The 16464-nt window shown below is 64.1% G+C and carries 17 protein-coding genes and 1 tRNA gene; 6 read left to right on the plus strand and 12 right to left on the minus strand.

Annotated features, from left to right (window positions below; translation table 11 throughout):
- Positions 1-16: 16 nt before the first annotated feature.
- From pth to HU748_RS22535, 7 genes are all read right to left on the minus strand, one after another.
- Positions 17-601 carry an aminoacyl-tRNA hydrolase gene (gene pth, locus HU748_RS22505; protein ID WP_054894616.1) on the minus strand — a complete coding sequence of 195 codons (585 nt, stop codon included), beginning with the start codon at positions 599-601 and terminating at the stop codon, positions 17-19.
- A gap of 80 nt (positions 602-681) precedes the next feature.
- Positions 682-1281, minus strand: coding sequence for a 50S ribosomal protein L25/general stress protein Ctc (locus tag HU748_RS22510; protein ID WP_186667641.1), 600 nt, complete (start codon positions 1279-1281; stop codon positions 682-684).
- 121 nt (positions 1282-1402) lie between these two features.
- The gene (locus HU748_RS22515) at positions 1403-2344 is read right to left on the minus strand and encodes a ribose-phosphate pyrophosphokinase (RefSeq protein WP_029614333.1); all 942 of its coding nucleotides are present in this window, start codon (positions 2342-2344) and stop codon (positions 1403-1405) included.
- 47 nt (positions 2345-2391) lie between these two features.
- Positions 2392-2466 (minus strand) — tRNA-Gln (locus HU748_RS22520).
- A gap of 20 nt (positions 2467-2486) precedes the next feature.
- On the minus strand, positions 2487-3347 hold the full coding sequence (ispE, locus tag HU748_RS22525) for a 4-(cytidine 5'-diphospho)-2-C-methyl-D-erythritol kinase (RefSeq protein ID WP_186667642.1): 861 nt from the start codon (positions 3345-3347) through the stop codon (positions 2487-2489).
- A gap of 4 nt (positions 3348-3351) precedes the next feature.
- Positions 3352-3969, minus strand: coding sequence for a lipoprotein insertase outer membrane protein LolB (gene lolB / locus HU748_RS22530; RefSeq protein WP_186667643.1), 618 nt, complete (start codon positions 3967-3969; stop codon positions 3352-3354).
- A gap of 3 nt (positions 3970-3972) precedes the next feature.
- Complete coding sequence (locus tag HU748_RS22535) at positions 3973-5700, minus strand: tetratricopeptide repeat protein (protein WP_186667644.1); 1728 nt, start codon at positions 5698-5700, stop codon at positions 3973-3975.
- Between the two features lie 273 nt (positions 5701-5973).
- On the opposite strand from HU748_RS22535, the gene hemA reads away from it, so the two are divergent.
- The 6 genes from hemA to HU748_RS22565 all read left to right on the plus strand — a co-directional run bounded on the left by hemA (position 5974) and on the right by HU748_RS22565 (position 11338).
- The gene (gene hemA / locus HU748_RS22540; RefSeq protein WP_186721994.1) at positions 5974-7251 is read left to right on the plus strand and encodes a glutamyl-tRNA reductase; all 1278 of its coding nucleotides are present in this window, start codon (positions 5974-5976) and stop codon (positions 7249-7251) included.
- Positions 7248-8330, plus strand: coding sequence for a peptide chain release factor 1 (prfA, locus tag HU748_RS22545; protein WP_186721998.1), 1083 nt, complete (start codon positions 7248-7250; stop codon positions 8328-8330). Before hemA ends, prfA begins: the two co-directional genes overlap by 4 nt.
- A complete protein-coding gene (prmC, locus tag HU748_RS22550; protein ID WP_186667646.1) occupies positions 8330-9160 on the plus strand; it encodes a peptide chain release factor N(5)-glutamine methyltransferase in 831 nt (276 codons plus the stop codon). The genes prfA and prmC overlap by 1 nt, the downstream gene beginning before the upstream one ends.
- A complete protein-coding gene (locus HU748_RS22555; RefSeq protein WP_186667647.1) occupies positions 9154-9909 on the plus strand; it encodes a molybdopterin-synthase adenylyltransferase MoeB in 756 nt (251 codons plus the stop codon). The genes prmC and HU748_RS22555 overlap by 7 nt, the downstream gene beginning before the upstream one ends.
- Positions 9902-10702: a glutamate racemase gene (murI, locus tag HU748_RS22560; protein WP_186667648.1), complete on the plus strand. Its 801-nt coding sequence runs from the start codon at positions 9902-9904 to the stop codon at positions 10700-10702. The genes HU748_RS22555 and murI overlap by 8 nt, the downstream gene beginning before the upstream one ends.
- A gap of 117 nt (positions 10703-10819) precedes the next feature.
- Positions 10820-11338 (plus strand): acyloxyacyl hydrolase, encoded by a 519-nt coding sequence (locus tag HU748_RS22565; RefSeq protein ID WP_186667649.1) that lies wholly within the window; start codon positions 10820-10822, stop codon positions 11336-11338.
- 37 nt (positions 11339-11375) lie between these two features.
- Here HU748_RS22565 and HU748_RS22570 read toward each other — a convergent pair whose 3' ends face one another.
- The 5 genes from HU748_RS22570 to HU748_RS22590 form a co-directional block, all read right to left on the minus strand.
- Positions 11376-12080, minus strand: coding sequence for an SDR family NAD(P)-dependent oxidoreductase (locus tag HU748_RS22570; RefSeq protein ID WP_186722000.1), 705 nt, complete (start codon positions 12078-12080; stop codon positions 11376-11378).
- A gap of 11 nt (positions 12081-12091) precedes the next feature.
- Positions 12092-13519 carry a deoxyribodipyrimidine photo-lyase gene (phrB, locus tag HU748_RS22575; protein WP_186711210.1) on the minus strand — a complete coding sequence of 476 codons (1428 nt, stop codon included), beginning with the start codon at positions 13517-13519 and terminating at the stop codon, positions 12092-12094.
- Between the two features lie 23 nt (positions 13520-13542).
- Positions 13543-14412, minus strand: coding sequence for a MerR family transcriptional regulator (locus HU748_RS22580; RefSeq protein ID WP_186722002.1), 870 nt, complete (start codon positions 14410-14412; stop codon positions 13543-13545).
- Positions 14402-15367, minus strand: coding sequence for a DUF523 and DUF1722 domain-containing protein (locus HU748_RS22585; protein WP_186667653.1), 966 nt, complete (start codon positions 15365-15367; stop codon positions 14402-14404). The genes HU748_RS22580 and HU748_RS22585 overlap by 11 nt, the downstream gene beginning before the upstream one ends.
- Before the next feature lie 94 nt (positions 15368-15461).
- The gene (locus tag HU748_RS22590) at positions 15462-16448 is read right to left on the minus strand and encodes an NAD(P)/FAD-dependent oxidoreductase (RefSeq protein ID WP_186667654.1); all 987 of its coding nucleotides are present in this window, start codon (positions 16446-16448) and stop codon (positions 15462-15464) included.
- Positions 16449-16464 lie beyond the last annotated feature (16 nt).

Genomic DNA, 16464 nt, shown 5'->3' on the forward strand with positions numbered 1-16464 from the left:
TCCCCTTTCTAGAAAGTCAGGCCTTCTGGCTGTGCAGTTCGCGCATGGCCTTGGCGAAGTCGCCGGCCAGTACGTCCGGCAGCACGCCGAGGGCAAAATCGATGCTGGCGTCGAGCTTCTCCTGCTCGGCGCGCGGCGCGCGGCCCAGGACGAAGTTGGAGACCAGTTTGGCGTCGCCCGGGTGGCCAATGCCAAGCCGCAGGCGGTGGAAGTCGTTCTGGTTGCCGAGCTGCGCGATGATGTCGCGCAGGCCGTTGTGCCCGCCATGCCCGCCGCCACGCTTGAGCTTGGCGACGCCGGGAGGCAGGTCGAGTTCGTCATGCGCCACCAGGATCGCTTCCGGCTTGATGCGGAAGAAATTGGCCAAGGCCGCCACGGACTGGCCGCTGCGGTTCATGTAGGTGGTGGGAATCAGCAGGCGAACATCGTTGCCTTGATGGCTGAACTTAGCCGTCAGGCCAAAATACTTTTTGTCAGCAGACAGCGAAACGCGCTGGGCGCTGGCAATGCGTTCAACGAAAAGAGCCCCTGCGTTATGCCGGGTCTGTTCGTATTCGGGGCCGGGGTTACCCAGGCCAACGATCAACTGGATGGCGGTCACGTCAGGGGCTCTTTCCTTGGAGTTGGTGGGTTACAGTGCGCGCGGCACTGTAACCCGATCAACGCCGGCGTGCGAGTGGATTACTCGGCAGCGCCTTCTTCAGCAGCTTCAGCGGACACGCGTGGGGCGTGAACGTTGGCAACGGCTTTGTCATCACCGTGGGCCAGAGCGACGAACTCTACGCCTTTCGGAGCTTTCAGGTCCGACAGGTGGATGATGGTGCCGATTTCGGCCTTGGACAGGTCGACTTCGATGAACTCAGGCAGGTCTTTGGCTTCGCAGGAAACTTCGATCTCGGATTCTACGTGGGAGATCTCGCCGCCTTTCTTGATCGGGGCTTCTTCACCAACGAAGTGAACCGGAACCTTGGCGGTCAGCTTCTGGCCAGCAACGACGCGAACGAAGTCGGCGTGCATGATGAAGCCTTTGGCCGGGTGGCGCTGCAGGGCCTTGACGATGACGTCTTGCTTGGTGCCGTCGACGTTCAGCTGCAGAACGTGGCTGAAGGCAGCCTCGTCTTCGAACAGCTTGGTGATTTCCTTGGCCAGGATGGTCAGGGACTCGGCGTCCTTGTTACCACCGTAGACAACGGCTGGGATGTTGGCGGAGTGACGCAGGCGGCGGCTCGCACCTTTCCCCAGGTCAGTACGCACTTTGGCGTTCAGGGTGAAATCAGTCATTTTGTTTCTCCAAAATAGCCCCCCGAGGGCGTTTGCGACCAGCGCCGGACGGGGATGGCAAAAAAGCCCCGCCCCGACATCGATGCCGGGGCGGGGCGCTTTTCGTCAGCGTGCGTTCCGCTTAGCGGAACATCGCGCTGATCGATTCTTCGTTGCTGATGCGGCGGACCGCCTCAGCGACTACCGGTGCGATATCCAGCTGGCGGATACGGTCACAGGCTTGAGCAGCGGCGGACAGCGGGATGGTGTTGGTCACCACCAGCTCGTCGAGCACCGACTTCTCGATGTTCTCGATCGCACGACCCGACAGAACCGGGTGGGTGCAATAGGCGTAGACCTTGGCAGCGCCGTGGTCTTTCAGGGCCTTGGCCGCGTGGCACAGAGTGCCGGCGGTGTCGACCATGTCGTCTACCAGGATGCAGGTGCGTCCTTCGACGTCGCCGATGATATGCATCACCTCGGAGTGGTTCGCTTTCTCGCGGCGCTTGTCGATGATACCCAGGTCGACGCCCAGCGACTTGGCGACGGCGCGTGCACGCACCACACCACCGATGTCGGGGGAGACGATCATGAGATTATCGAAACGCTGGTCTTCGATATCGTCGACCAGTACGGGCGAGCCGTAGATGTTGTCGACAGGAATATCGAAGAACCCCTGGATCTGGTCAGCGTGCAGGTCGACGGTGAGAACACGGTCGATACCCACGACAGTGAGCATGTCAGCGACGACTTTGGCGCTGATGGCTACACGTGCCGAACGCGGACGGCGGTCCTGGCGGGCGTATCCGAAGTAAGGAATCACAGCGGTGATTCGGGAAGCTGAGGAGCGGCGGAAGGCGTCGGCCATCACTACCAGTTCCATCAGATTATCGTTGGTCGGAGCGCAAGTCGGCTGAATGATAAAGACGTCTTTACCGCGGACGTTTTCATTAATCTCAGTGCTGATTTCGCCGTCGGAGAATTTACCGACAGAAACATCACCCAGTGGGATATGCAGCTGACGTACTACACGCCGAGCCAGATCGGGGTTGGCATTCCCCGTGAAGACCATCATCTTGGACACGCGCAGTACCTGAAGGCTGAGGGTAACCTGGATGAGTATAAGGAAAATGGCAGGGGCGGCTGGATTCGAACCAACGCATGGCAGGATCAAAACCTGCTGCCTTACCGCTTGGCGACGCCCCTGTATCTGTTGCTGCGAACGCTTATGCGCTCGACTTCTTGATCAGACCTTGCAGCTTGCGATGCAACATCGAAACATTGCTTCCTTTTGCCACAAACCCTGTTTGGGTCTCTGAAAGAAGGGCCAGAACTCTATCAGCTTCGGCTTTGCTTGGGAAGGCCCCAAACACGCAACTTCCAGTGCCGGTCATTCGAGCTTCCGTAAATTTACCCAGCGAATTCAGCGCATTGCGAACTTCTGGATAACGTTGCTCTACCACCGGTTGGCAGTCATTTCGACTGTTTCCCTCGGGAACGGGGCGCATCTTAAGGGGGAGGGAATCACGTGTCAACTCTGGATGCGAAAAAATTTCCGCTGTGCTGACAGACACTTGCGGCACCAGCACGACATACCAGGGTTCTTCAGGATCAACCGGGGTCAGCTGTTCGCCGACACCCTGGGCGAAGGCGGCGTGACCGCGTACGAACACCGGCACATCTGCGCCCAGTGTCAGCCCCAGCGCAGCGAGGCGGTCGACCGGCCAGTCGAGCTGCCAGAGATGGTGCAGGGCGAGCAGGGTAGTGGCCGCATCGGAGCTGCCGCCACCGATACCGCCGCCCATGGGCAGGATCTTGTCGAGCCAGATGTCGACACCCAGTTGCGTGCCGGACTGTTCCTGCAGCTTGCGCGCTGCGCGCACTATCAGGTTGCTGTCGTGGGGGACATCGGCGATCTCGGTGTTCAGGCGGATCAGGCCATCGTCGCGCAGCTCGAAGCTCAACTGGTCGGCGTGGTCGAGGAACTGGAACACGGTTTCCAGCTCGTGGTAGCCGTCGGCGCGTCGGCCGGTAATGTGCAGCCACAGGTTGAGCTTGGCCGGGGCGGGCAGGGTGAGCCTGTGCATCGGATCAGTGTCCCAGCTGGCGGGGTTGCCAGTCCTTGACCACCAGGGTGACGTCGAGGTTTTCGCCGCGCAGCTTGAGGCGCTCGGGCAGCCAGTAGCCGTTCTGCTCGATGTAGCTCAGGTATTCGACTTCCCAGCCGTCCTGGGTGAGGCGGGCCAGGCGGCTGTCGCCATCGAGGGTCAGCTGGCTCTTGCTGTCGGGGGCCGGAAGGCCGCGGACCCACCAGACCAGATGCGACACCGGCAGGCGCCAGCCGAGTTGCTCTTCGAGCAAGGCTTCGGGGTTCGCTGCTTCGTAGCGACCCTGGTTGGCCACTTCCAGCACCACGCCGCCGGGGCGGCCGGTCAGGCGTGCGGCGCCACGACCCAGAGGACCTGCCAGGCGAATGTCGTAGTAGTCCTGGCGCTGCAGCCAGAACAGCGTACCGCTGCCCGAGTCACGCGGGGCACGGATGCCGACCTTGCCGTTGATCTGCCAGCCGTCGAGGGTGCTCAATTGTTGCTTGTGTTCGCGCCACTGTTGCGGGCTGCCCTTGCCCTGGACGGCTTCACGGGTGCCAAAACCGGCGCAGCCGGTGAGCAGGGCGATGAGGGCGAAGGTGATGAGATGACGCAAACGCATGATTTAGAGGTTCTCGGATCCGGTCAGGCGCAGGACGGTCTTGCGCAGGATAGGGCTGTCGGGCTGCTCGGCGAAGGCCTTGGCCCAGACCTGGCGTGCTTCGCGGCGTTTGCCGTTGGCCCACAGCACCTCGCCCAGATGGGCGGCGACTTCATGGTCGGGGAAGCGCTCCAGCGCCTGGCGCAACAGGCGTTCGGCCTCGTCCAGGTTGCCCAGGCGATAATTGACCCAGCCCAGGCTGTCGAGCACCGCAGGATCGTCCGGGGTGAGCTGGTGGGCTTTGTCGATCAGTGCTTTGGCTTCGCCATAGCGTGTGGTGCGGTCGGCCAGGGTGTAGCCCAGGGCGTTGAGGGCCATGGCGTTTTCCGGCTCGCGGGCGATGATGGCGCGCAGGTCTTTTTCCATCTGCGGCAGGTCGTCGCGCTTCTCCGCCAGCATAGCGCGGGTGTAGAGCAGATTGAGGTCGTCGGGGTAGCGCTTGATGGCCTGCTGCAGTACCTGGTCGGCCTGGGCTTCCTTGCCATTGTTACCCAGGGTCTCGGCCTCGATGAGGTAGAGCTGGATCGCATAGTCGGGCTGTGCTTCGCGGGCTTCGGCCAGGTGGCGCGAGGCCTCGGCGCTGCGGCCGTTGGCGATCAGGATGTCGGCTTGGCGCAATTGCGCGGCCAGGTAGTCCGGGCCTGGGCCGACCAGCGCATACTCGCGCAGGGCCGCTGCCGGCAGGTTGCGTTCTTCGCGAATGCGGCCGAGGTTCAGGTGCGCGGCGTCGACGTTGCTGTCGCGCTCGACCAGTTCCTGCAGATAGCCTTCGGCCTCGTCCCAGTTCTTGTTCTCCATGCTCACCAGGGCCAGCGAATAACGCAGCTCGTCGTCATCCGGGTACTGTTGCAGCAGGTTCTCGAACTCGGCCTTGGCGTCGGTGATGCGGTCTTGCTCGACCAGCGTGCGCGCATAGGTGAGGCGCAGGCGCTTGTCGTCCGGATTGTCGCGAATCGCCCCGCGCAGCAGTGGCAGGGCCTCGTCGCCACGGTCCAGGGCCTGGAGCAGGCGCGCGCGCAGCAGGATCGGCGCAATTTCGCCATTGCGTGGCGGGTGGCTTTCGAGCAGTTCGAGTGCTTGTTCGGTCTTGCCGTCCTGGTTGAGCAGCAGGGCCTTGCCGAAGACCAGCTGGCCGTTGTCCGGGTACTTGACCAGCAGGCGATCGAAGCTTTGCATCAGCCCGTCGCGGGTGCTCTGGTCGGTTTCGGCGGCAGACAGGGCGAGGAAGTCGAAGTGGGTGTCGCCCTGGCCCTGAAGCACTTTCTCCATATAGGCCATGGCGTCGTCGTAGCGCCCGGAACGGGCCAGCTGGATCGCTGCGGCGCGCTGGGCGTCGAGGCTCTGCGGGTCGTTGCGGGCCCAGATCAGTGCGGTGTCGAGGGCCGGTTCGTCGGCTCCTAGGTACTCGGCGATGCGGTAGGCGCGCTCGGAGACGGCCGGATCCTGGGTCTTTTGCGCCTGGTCGACATAGTTGGCCAGGGCAATGTCGAAGCGATTGCGCTGGCCGGCAAGCTCAGCCACCAGCAGGCTGTAGAGTGTGTCCTGCTTGAACGATCCATACACCACAGGCGCTTTCGCCTCGGGCTTGTCGGCTTCGGCAACAGCTTGCTGATCCTCGCTCTTGTGCGGGGTCAGGCTCTGGCAGCCCTGGAGCAGGGCGAAGGCAAGCAGCAATGCGTAGGGTCTGTTCATAGAGGCTTTGGTGGACTAACCGGCGGTCGGAGCATGATGACACAAGCGCGGGGGCAAACCCACCCGCGAAGTGTGTGACCGCGCCGGGCGCGGGATGTTCGGCGGGCAGGCCCGCTACCACAACTGGTTGCGGCAGGTGCCGGGCCTTGATTCGCGCCTTATCCGCAGGCCTCGAGATAGCCCAGGCTCATCACGACAATAGCGAACGGTGGTTGTCCTGAATCCTGCGAAGTAGGACAATTATCGGCTTCCCGTCCCAACCAGCGACCTTGCATGGCCTTTCTCGCCCTCGGTATCAACCACAAGACTGCCTCGGTAGACGTACGCGAGCGCGTGGCGTTTACGCCCGAGCAACTGGTCGATGCCCTGCAGCAGCTCTGCCGACTGACCGCCAGCCGCGAGGCGGCGATCCTGTCGACCTGCAACCGCAGTGAGCTTTATATAGAGCAGGACCAGCTCAGCGCCGACGCCGTGCTGCAATGGCTGGCCGCCTACCATCGCCTGAGCCTCGACGAACTGCGTGCCAGCGCCTACGTTCACGAAGAGCACGATGCGGTCAAGCACATGATGCGTGTCGCCTCCGGGCTCGACTCGCTGGTGTTGGGCGAGCCGCAGATCCTCGGTCAGATGAAGTCGGCCTACGCAGTGGCCCGCGAGGCCGGCACCATCGGTCCGCTGCTCGGGCGCCTGTTCCAGGCCACCTTCAGTGCCGCCAAGCAGGTGCGCACCGACACCGCCATCGGTGAGAACCCGGTTTCGGTCGCCTTTGCCGCGGTCAGCCTGGCCAAGCAGATCTTCGCCGACCTGGGCCGCAGCCAGGCCTTGCTGATCGGTGCCGGTGAAACCATCACCCTGGTCGCCCGCCACCTGCACGAGCAGGGGGTCAAGCGGATTGTCGTCGCCAACCGCACGCTTGAGCGAGCCAGCATCCTCGCCGAGCAGTTCGGTGCCCATGCCGTGCTGCTGGCGGACATCCCCCAGGAGCTGGCCAACAGCGATATCGTCATCAGTTCCACCGCCAGCCAGCTGCCCATTCTTGGCAAGGGTGCGGTCGAGAGCGCGCTGAAGCAGCGCCGGCACAAGCCGATCTTCATGGTCGACATCGCTGTGCCGCGGGACATCGAGCCGCAGGTGGGCGAGCTGGACGACGTCTACCTTTATACTGTCGACGATCTGCACGAGGTCGTCGCCGAAAACCTCAAGAGCCGCCAGGGTGCAGCCCAGGCCGCCGAAGAGCTGGTCAATCTCGGTGCCGAGGATTTCATGGCGCGCCTGCGCGAGCTGGCTGCGGTGGACGTGCTCAAGGCCTACCGTCAGCAAAGCGAGCGGCTACGCGATGAGGAACTGCAAAAAGCCCAGCGCCTGCTGGCCAACGGCGGCAACCCCGAAGAAGTACTCGCCCAACTGGCCCGCGGCTTGACCAACAAGCTGTTGCACGCGCCCAGCGTGCAACTGAAAAAGCTCTCTGCCGAAGGCCGCGTCGATGCGCTGGCCATGGCCCAGGAACTCTTTGCCCTCCACGAGGGCTTGACGGACAAACCCACGCAATGAAAGCGTCGCTGCTGAAAAAACTGGACATCCTCCAGGACCGCTTCGAAGAACTCACCGCCCTGCTGGGTGATGCCGAAGTCATTTCCGACCAGACCCGTTTCCGCGCCTATTCCCGTGAATATGCCGAAGTCGAGCCGGTGTTCGTCGCCTACAAGGAGTGGTGCAAGGTCCAGGAGGATCTGGAGGGCGCCCAGGCGCTGCTCAAGGACAGCGACCCGGACCTGCGTGAGATGGCCGTGGAGGAAGTGCGCGACGCCAAGGAGCAACTCGTCGTCCTGGAGTCGCAGCTGCAGCGCATGCTGCTGCCCAAGGACCCCAACGACGGGCGCAACGTGTTCCTCGAAATCCGCGCCGGCACCGGCGGCGACGAGGCTGCGATCTTTTCCGGCGATTTGTTCCGCATGTACTCGCGCTACGCCGAGAAGCGTGGCTGGCGCCTCGAGATTCTCTCCGAAAACGAGGGTGAGCACGGCGGCTACAAGGAAATCATCGCCCGCGTCGAGGGCGACAGCGTATACGGCAAGCTCAAGTTCGAGTCTGGTGCGCACCGCGTGCAGCGGGTGCCGGAAACCGAATCGCAGGGTCGCATCCACACGTCCGCCTGCACCGTGGCGGTGCTGGCCGAGCCTGACGAGCAGGCCGCGATCGAGATCAACCCGGCCGACCTGCGCATAGACACCTACCGCGCCTCCGGTGCCGGTGGTCAGCACGTGAACAAGACCGATTCGGCGATCCGCATCACCCACTTGCCGACCGGTATCGTCGTCGAGTGCCAGGAAGAGCGTTCCCAGCACAAGAACCGCGCCCGCGCCATGTCCTGGCTGTCGGCCAAGCTCAACGACATGCAGACCAGCGCCGCGCAGAATGCGATTGCCAACGAGCGCAAGCTGCTGGTGGGGTCGGGCGACCGCTCCGAGCGCATCCGCACCTACAACTACCCGCAGGGTCGGGTGACCGACCATCGCATCAACCTGACGCTCTACTCCCTCGACGATGTGCTCGCCGGTGGCGTCGATGCCGTGATCGAACCCTTGCTGGCCGAATACCAGGCCGATCAACTGGCCGCCCTGGGGGACTGATGACCATCATCGCCAGCCTGCTGCGCAACGCGCAATTGCCCGATTCGCCGACCGAGCGCCTGGACGCGGAGTTGTTGTTGTCCGCTGCCTTGGGCAAGTCGCGCAGCTACCTGCACACCTGGCCCGAGCGCATCGTCAGCAGTGAGGCGGCGCAGACGTTCGCGGCTTTTCTCGAGCGCCGTCGTGCAGGTGAGCCGGTGGCGTACATTCTCGGTCAGCAGGGCTTCTGGAAGCTCGACCTTGAAGTCGCGCCGCACACCCTGATCCCTCGGCCGGACACCGAGCTGCTGGTGGAGGTCGCGCTCGAACGGGTGCCTGCCAAACCCGCCCGGGTGCTGGATCTTGGCACCGGCAGCGGCGCCATCGCCCTGGCCCTGGCGAGCGAGTGCCCGGCCTGGCAGGTGACGGCGGTCGATCGCATCGACGAGGCCGTGGCTCTGGCCGAGCGCAACCGCGAGCGTCTGCACCTGGCGAATGTCCAGGTGCGCAGCAGTCACTGGTTCGACGCCCTGGCCGACGAGCGCTTCGACCTGATCCTCAGCAACCCGCCCTACATTGCCGCCGAAGATCCACACCTGAGCGAGGGCGATGTGCGTTTCGAGCCCAGCAGTGCGCTGGTGGCCGGCCCCGATGGCCTTGACGATCTGCGCCTGATCATCGCCCAGGCGCCGCAGCACCTGTTGCCCGGCGGCTGGTTGCTGCTCGAGCATGGCTACGACCAGGCGGCCGCCGTGCGCGACCTGCTGGTTGGCAGCGGTTTCATCGACGTGGACAGCCGCCGCGACCTGGGCGGCCACGAACGTATTTCCCTGGGGCGCCTGCCATGCTGAGCGACCAGGAGCTGTTGCGCTATAGTCGGCAGATCCTGCTATCGCAGGTCGACATCGACGGCCAGTTGCGGCTCAAGCAGAGCAAGGCCCTGGTGGTCGGGCTTGGTGGCCTGGGGTCGCCGGTCGCGCTCTACCTGGCGGCTGCCGGCGTGGGTGAATTGCACCTGGCCGACTTCGACACGGTCGACCTGACCAACCTGCAACGCCAGGTCCTCCATGACAGCGGCAGCGTCGGCATGAGCAAGGTCGATTCGGCGCTGCAGCGCCTGCAGGCGATCAACCCGGAAGTCACGCTGGTCGCCCATCGCCATGCCCTGGACGACGACTCCTTGGCTGCGGCGGTGGCGGCGGTGGACCTGGTGCTGGACTGCTCCGACAATTTCGCCACCCGTGAGTCGGTCAACGCCGCGTGCGTGGCGGCCGGCAAGCCGTTGGTGAGCGGCGCGGCGATTCGCCTGGAAGGGCAGTTGTCGGTGTTCGACCCCCGCCGCGACTACAGCCCTTGCTATCACTGCCTCTATGGCCATGGCAGCGAGGCCGAGCTGACCTGCAGCGAAGCCGGCGTGATCGGTCCTCTGGTAGGGCTGGTCGGCAGCTTGCAGGCGTTGGAAGCGCTGAAGCTGCTGGCCGGGTTCGGCGAGCCCCTGGTGGGCCGCCTGCTGCTGATCGATGCCCTCGGCACGCGCATGCGTGAGCTGCGGGTCAAGCGTGATCCGGCCTGCACGGTGTGTGGCGATCGCCATGGCTGATCGCTCGGCGCCGGTGGGCGTGATGGATTCGGGGGTCGGTGGCTTGTCGGTGCTCGCCGAGATTCGCCGCTTGCTGCCCAACGAGTCACTGCTCTACGTGGCCGATTGCGGTCACGTACCCTATGGCGAGAAATCCCCCGACTACATCCGTGAGCGCTGCCGGCGCATCGCCGAGTTCTTCCATGCTCGCGGTGCCAAGGCCATGGTCCTGGCGTGCAATACCGCGACCGTGGCGGCCGTGGCCGACTTGCGCGAACGCTACCCCGATTGGCCGTTGGTGGGCATGGAACCTGCGGTCAAGCCGGCCGCCGCGGCGACACGCTCCGGCGTGGTCGGCGTCCTGGCCACCACCGGCACCTTGCAGAGCGCAAAATTTGCCGCGTTGCTCGACCGATTCGCCAGCGATGTACAGGTCGTGACCCAGCCGTGCCCGGGGCTGGTGGAGTTGATCGAGACAGGCGATCTGGGCAGCCCGAAGCTGCGTGCAATGCTGCAGGGGTACGTGCAGCCGCTGCTGGCGGCGGGCTGCGACACGCTGATCCTCGGATGCACTCACTACCCCTTCCTGCGCCCGCTGTTGGCCGAAATGGTGCCCTCGGATGTGGCTATCATCGACACGGGCGCTGCGGTGGCGCGCCAGTTGCAGCGCTTGTTGAGCGCCCGCGACCTGCTTGCCGAGGGGCCTTCACGCGAGGCGGCCTTCTACAGTAGCGCTGCGCCGCAGCACCTTCGCGAAATCCTGCCGGTGCTGTGGTACGGGTCTGTAGAACAGGTCAGCGCGTTCGACCTGTAAAAAATAGCTGAAATCTCCCGCACACAAGCTGAACTATCGTCCTAATGTCGATTTCTATCATTTTGCCTGGTTCACAGGCGGACACTTGATAACAACACCAGGAAGAAGGACGAGCTCATGAGGCATTTGCTTGGAATGGCGGCGGTTGCCGCGTTGGCATTGGGGCAGGCGGTGTCGGCACAGGCGGCTGATGTTTCGTTGTCGGTGGGGCAGACTGGCGACAGTACCATGGTCTATCGACTGGGGTTGCAGTCGAACTGGGATGCCAGTTGGTGGCAGACCAGCGTAGGCCGAATCACCGGGTACTGGGACGGTGCCTACACCTACTGGGATGGCGATGAGCGGGCAAGCAATCACAGCCTGTCGTTCGCCCCCGTGTTCGTGTACGAGTTCGCCGGGGACTCAGTCAAGCCCTACATCGAAGCGGGGATCGGTGTGGCGGCATTCTCACGGACCAAGCTGGAAAGCAATGACCTGGGCTCGTCGTTCCAGTTCGAGGACCGCATCGGTTTTGGCCTGCGCTTTGCCGGTGGGCACGAGATCGGGGTTCGCGCGATCCACTACTCCAACGCCGGGATCAAGCAGCCCAATGATGGGGTCGAGAGCTATTCGCTGCATTATCGAATGGCGCTCTGACCCGGATCACCGGGGCGTGCAGCGCCCCGTGTTTACCTCAGGCTTCCCAGGGCAGTGGCCACAGCAACGTCGGGTCCAGCACTTCGAGCACCAACTCGGCCTGTGGGTGCTTGAGCCTGCGCGCCAACTCATCTGCTGCGCTCTGCGCCGTCCAGGATTCAGGTATCGCCATGCTGTTGCTGACCGGTGCCTTGAGCGACTGTGGCGCGACCACCGTAAGCTGTACCGCCAGATCGTCGAGGACCTTGCGTTGCTCACGGAACCACTGGGGCAGGCTGTTGTGGCCCGCCGGGGTCTGCGCTGGCGCAAACAGTTGCAGCGTCGAATAGCGGCTGAACAGTGCCATCACCTGTGGCCTGTGGCCTCTGGCCAATAACGACAGTGCGCTGGCCAGGACATGCTCGCTGGCGCGCCGGTTGCTGCTGACGATCTCTTCCATTACCGCGTTGGCAGGTAGATCGTTTGCTAGGTAATCGCACGTGCCGGCATTGACGATCAAGACGTCCAGTGCCCCCCAGTGCGACTGCAACTGCTCGGCCGCAGACTGCGCCCCGACCAGCTCGTTCAGGTGCGCTGGCAGGCGCAGCAGGCGTGCCTCGTGCAGCTCGGCCAAGGTATCGAGCTCCTGGCAATCCATGCCGCTGGCCGCGACCCGATGGCCCTCTTCGAGCAATCGTTCGACCAAGGCGAGGCCTACTCCATTGCTGGCCCCTGTTACCCAGAACCTTCGCGTACTACTCAATGCTATGCCCTTCAGTTGATGGAGGCGGGTAGCGCCTTGAATGCTGCCAGTGCCCGATGGCGGCTGCTGTCCAGATCGACGATCGGGCTGATGTAGCCACTTGTATCAAATAGTCCGGAAGATTTCACAGGCAAATGAATGTATTTGTCATCCAGATGAGTGAGTTCCGGTAGCCAATGGCGTATGAAGCGTCCTTGGGGGTCGAAACGCTGCGACTGGGTCACCGGGTTGAAGATCCGGAAATAGGGCACCGAATCGGTGCCGGTGGAGGCGCTCCACTGCCAGCCGCCGTTGTTTGCCGCCAGGTCGCCGTCGATCAGGTGTCGCATGAAATGCCGCTCGCCCTTGCGCCAGTCGATGAGCAGGTTCTTGCTCAGGAACATGGCGACGACCATGCGCAGCCTATTGTGCATCCAGCCGGTATGCAGCAGCTGGCGCATGGCCGCGTCGATCAACGGGAAGCCGGTACGGCCTTGTTCCCACGCCTGGAGATCGTCGGGCGCGTCACGCCAGGGCAGAGCCTCGGTGGGGGCGCGGAAGGGGCGGTGGCGCGAGACCTGTGGATAGCCCACCAGGATGTGCTTGTAGAACTCGCGCCAGAGCAGCTCGTCGATCCAGGTGCGTACACCTTGGCTGCCGCTGTCGAATTCGCCACGGTTGCTCGACAGTGCGGCGTGCAGGCATTGGCGCGGCGAGATCACACCGGCGGCAAGGTAGGGCGAGAGCTGGCTGGTGCCGGGCCTGGCCGGCAGGTCACGCAGGGTCTGGTAGTCGTCGATGGTTTCGTCGACGAAGCGCGACAGCCTGCCCTGGGCTTCGTCTTCACCGGCAGGCCAGTGCTCGCGCAGGCTCTGCTCGGGCGTGTCGAAGCCTTCTATGTGCCGGGGGATCGGGTCGCTGGCGATGCCTAGGGAAGCCTGTGGTTTCACGGGCTGGGCAAGGGTTGGCAGGCTGCGATGCAAATGTTCCAGGCAGGTCTTGCGAAACTGGCCGAAGACCTGGAAATAGTGGCCCGCCTTGGTCAGCAGGGTGCCGGGATGGAAGAACAACTGATCTAGGTGTGTGCGGGCGGTCACGCCGGAGCGCTCCAGCAAGGATTGGGTCCGCCGGTCACGCTGGCTTTCGTTGACGCCGTACTCGTCGTTCCAGTGCACGGTCTGCACCTTGTGCGTGCGGCAAACCTTGAGCACGGTTTCGGGCACCTGTTGCCAGGTGTCGGTATGGCGGATCAGCAACGGGATGTTCAGGCGTTCGAGGGCGTGGCGCAGGTCGCGCAGGTTGCGCAGCCAGAAGTCAACCTTGCTCGGCGCATCGTCATGCGCCTGCCATTGCCCGGGGCTGGCGATCCACAGGGCAATGGTCGGCCCCTGTGCGGTGGCGGCGGCGAGGGCGGTGTTGTCGTTGATGCGCAGATCGCTGCGCAGCCAGATCAATTGCATCTCAGGGTCTCTGACAGTCGGGTTCAGCGTGATTGCTGAAGCAGGCGCAATGCCCCCTGCGGTGTCTCGAAGAGCAGCAGCGCCGGAAGTTCCAGGCCGCGCAGTCGCTCCTCATGGATGAAGACACTGGCGCCCCCGAGGAGTTTCGTCAGCGTTACATCCCGCAGGGGGGCCAGTGCTTGGAGGTCGATGCGCGGCCCCAGGTGCAGCACCAGGGCGCGCGGGGCGAGTTGGGCGATCGCGTGCAGCAGTTGCTTGCCGCCGACCGGTTGTTCGAGCACCTCCACGGCAAAACCGCTGCTGCTGAGCAGCCAGGCGGCGAGCCACAGTTGAGCATCGAAGGGGGCGTCAAGGGTCGTGGCCAGCAGTACCGGCGGCCCCTCGAGCGAATGGTTGTCGTGGTAGACCCGCGCGCCCAGCTTGCTGCGCAGCCAGGTGTGGAAGAAGGCCTGCTCGAGGCTGGCGTCGAAGTGCTTGCGCCAGCGTTGCTCCAGGCGCTCGAGCAGCGGCAGCAGCAGTTGCTCGCACAGAGTCGAGGCGGGATAAAGCGCCATGGCCTGGTTGAGTTGCTGGTCCAGCGAGCGTTGGGCGAGATTGGCAATGGCCTCGACCAGTTGCTGGCAGCGCGCTTGCCAGTCACCCTCCAGCCTTGGCGAGGCTTCGCTGCGGTTTTCAAGCAGGTCACGCACCTGGCTCACCGAGGCGCCGCGTTCCAGCCACTGCAGGATCGCCTGCACCTTCTCGACATGCTGTGTGCTGTACAGGCGATGGCCCTTGGGCGTGCGCTCCGGCACCAGCAGGCCGTAGCGTCGCTCCCAGGCCCGTAGGGTGACCGGGTTGACCCCGGTGCGCCGGGCCAGTTCGCCGATCGGCAGGCTGTCTTCAGAGTGCATTGCGCAGGCCCAGGTTTTCCGGGTGCGGTTGCAGGTAAGCCTGCTGCATCAGGTAAGGGTCGGGGTGAACGCGCAGATGGTGCTTGAGCAGGGTCAGCGGGACCACCAGCGGCACGCTGCCCTGCTGGTACTGGCTGATCAGGCGCTGCAGTTCGGCTTTGTCGCTGCTGTCCAGGGCATCGCGCAGATAGCCGCACAGGTGCTGCAGGACGTTGCTGTGGGTGCCGCGGCTGGCGCAGCGGCGCAGAGCCTGCATGAGTTGGCTGAAGTAGCGCGGGCCTATCTGCAGCGGGTCGTCGTCGCGGCTCATGCTGCCCAGCAGGCGCCCGAGTTCGCGGTAGGCCTGCGGGTTGTGCGCCATCAGCAGGTATTTGTAGCGTGAGTGGAAGCGGATCAAGGCGCCCCGGCTCAAGCCTTGTGTCAGCAGGTGCTGCCAGTCGGCATAGGCGTAGACGCGGCTGATGAAGTTCTCGCGCAGCACTGGGTCGTGCAGGCGGCCTTCTTCTTCCACCGGCAGGTCCGGGCGGCGCTCGCAGAACGCCTGGGCATAGGCGCCGCGCCCGCCCAGCAGTGAGGGGCGGCCATTGTCCTGGTAGACCTTGACCCGCTCCAGCCCGCAGGAGGGTGACTTCTGCATGAACACATAGCCGCAGATATCGTCGAGTGCTTCGGCCATCTGCTGGCCGTAGGCACGCAGGGGAGGGGCGAGGTCGGTACCGGGATTGCGCGGGTTGATCACTTCCGGGGCCTGGGGATCGCCGACCAATCGAATGGCGTCGCGAGGAGTGCCCAGGCCAATGGCAACTTCCGGACACAGCGGCAGCCAGTCGAAATGCTCATCGAGTGACTGGCACAGGTCCGAGGCTTTGTGCCCGCCGTTGTAGCGCACATCCTGCCCGGCCAGGCAGGCGCTGATGGCGATGCGGGGTTTGCCTGTCGAGTGGGGAGCGTTCATCGTGGCCTCCGTAGACCTGTACAATCCGAGAATTTTGTACAGGTCTATTCCAGCACATCGAAAAACTTATGCAAGACAAATTTTTTGTACAACTTTACTCGAGGTGCTCGAGCAAGCGACGCGCCGCCTCCTGGCCGCTGAGCCAGGCACCCTCCACGCGTCCGGACAGGCACCAGTCGCCGCAGGCGTACAGGCCCTGGTCGGCGTCGGCGAGGGTGCCCCATTCATGGTTGCCGACGGGGCGGGCATAGAGCCAGCGGTGGGCGAGGGCGAAGGTCGGTGCTGGCACCACGCAGCCGACCAGTTCGGCAAACTCGCCCCACAGCTGCTCGATCACTTCTTCTCGGGGCAGGTCCAGGTGCTGGCGACTCCAGCTGGAGGTGGCGTGCAGCACCCAAGTGTCGAGGTGTTCGTCGCGGCCGGGTTTGCTGCGGTTGCGTGCCAGCCAGTCGAGCGGATTGTCCTGCACGAAGCAGCCTTGCATCGGGGTATCGAGCGGTGTCTGGAAGCCCAGGGCGATGGCCCAGGTGGGTTCCATCTGCACGCCGGCGGCGACCGCTGCGAGCTTGGGTGTGGCCGCCAGCAGGGGAGTGGCCTGGGGGGCTGGCACGGCGATCACCACCTGGCTGAACGGCCCGTGGCTGCAGCCTTCGGTGTCCTGCAGATGCCAGTACTGCTTGCCGCGGAAGACCTCGGTGATACGGCACCCGAAGTTGACCGTGACATCCTTGAGCAGGCCGCGGGTGATGGCGCTCATGCGTGGCACGCCGACCCAGCGGGTCTGTTCGTCGGGGGAGGGGGTCAGTTCACCGTCGCGGTAGTTGTAGAGCTGAGGCTTCCACTGCGCGGCCCAGCCGGCGGCGACCCATTGCTGGACCTGCTCGACGAAGCGTCGGTCGCGGGCGGTGAAATACTGGGCGCCCAGGTCGAGCGCGCCGGCATCGCTGCGCTTGCTGGCCATGCGCCCGCCACTGCCGTGGCCCTTGTCGAACAAGTGGACGTTCTGTCCGGCCTTCTGCAGGGCCTGGGCGGCGGACAGGCCGGCGATACCGGCACCGATGATGGCTATAGGTACTGTCATGATGGCCTCTTCGAAC

Source organism: Pseudomonas sp. RW3S2 (assembly GCF_014268955.1).
Taxonomy (GTDB): Bacteria; Pseudomonadota; Gammaproteobacteria; order Pseudomonadales; family Pseudomonadaceae; genus Aquipseudomonas; species Aquipseudomonas wayambapalatensis.

Excerpts from the sequence above, each read along its gene's own strand:
- HU748_RS22510 (WP_186667641.1), bottom strand. The coding sequence starts at position 1,281 with ATGACTGATTTCACCCTGAACGCCAAAGTGCGTACTGACCTGGGGAAA.
- ispE (WP_186667642.1), bottom strand. The coding sequence starts at position 3,347 with ATGCACAGGCTCACCCTGCCCGCCCCGGCCAAGCTCAACCTGTGGCTG.
- lolB (WP_186667643.1), bottom strand. The coding sequence starts at position 3,969 with ATGCGTTTGCGTCATCTCATCACCTTCGCCCTCATCGCCCTGCTCACC.
- HU748_RS22535 (WP_186667644.1), bottom strand. The coding sequence starts at position 5,700 with ATGAACAGACCCTACGCATTGCTGCTTGCCTTCGCCCTGCTCCAGGGC.
- hemA (WP_186721994.1), top strand. The coding sequence starts at position 5,974 with ATGGCCTTTCTCGCCCTCGGTATCAACCACAAGACTGCCTCGGTAGAC.
- prfA (WP_186721998.1), top strand. The coding sequence starts at position 7,248 with ATGAAAGCGTCGCTGCTGAAAAAACTGGACATCCTCCAGGACCGCTTC.
- prmC (WP_186667646.1), top strand. The coding sequence starts at position 8,330 with ATGACCATCATCGCCAGCCTGCTGCGCAACGCGCAATTGCCCGATTCG.
- HU748_RS22555 (WP_186667647.1), top strand. The coding sequence starts at position 9,154 with ATGCTGAGCGACCAGGAGCTGTTGCGCTATAGTCGGCAGATCCTGCTA.
- murI (WP_186667648.1), top strand. The coding sequence starts at position 9,902 with ATGGCTGATCGCTCGGCGCCGGTGGGCGTGATGGATTCGGGGGTCGGT.
- HU748_RS22565 (WP_186667649.1), top strand. The coding sequence starts at position 10,820 with ATGAGGCATTTGCTTGGAATGGCGGCGGTTGCCGCGTTGGCATTGGGG.
- phrB (WP_186711210.1), bottom strand. The coding sequence starts at position 13,519 with ATGCAATTGATCTGGCTGCGCAGCGATCTGCGCATCAACGACAACACC.
- HU748_RS22580 (WP_186722002.1), bottom strand. The coding sequence starts at position 14,412 with ATGCACTCTGAAGACAGCCTGCCGATCGGCGAACTGGCCCGGCGCACC.
- HU748_RS22585 (WP_186667653.1), bottom strand. The coding sequence starts at position 15,367 with ATGAACGCTCCCCACTCGACAGGCAAACCCCGCATCGCCATCAGCGCC.
- HU748_RS22590 (WP_186667654.1), bottom strand. The coding sequence starts at position 16,448 with ATGACAGTACCTATAGCCATCATCGGTGCCGGTATCGCCGGCCTGTCC.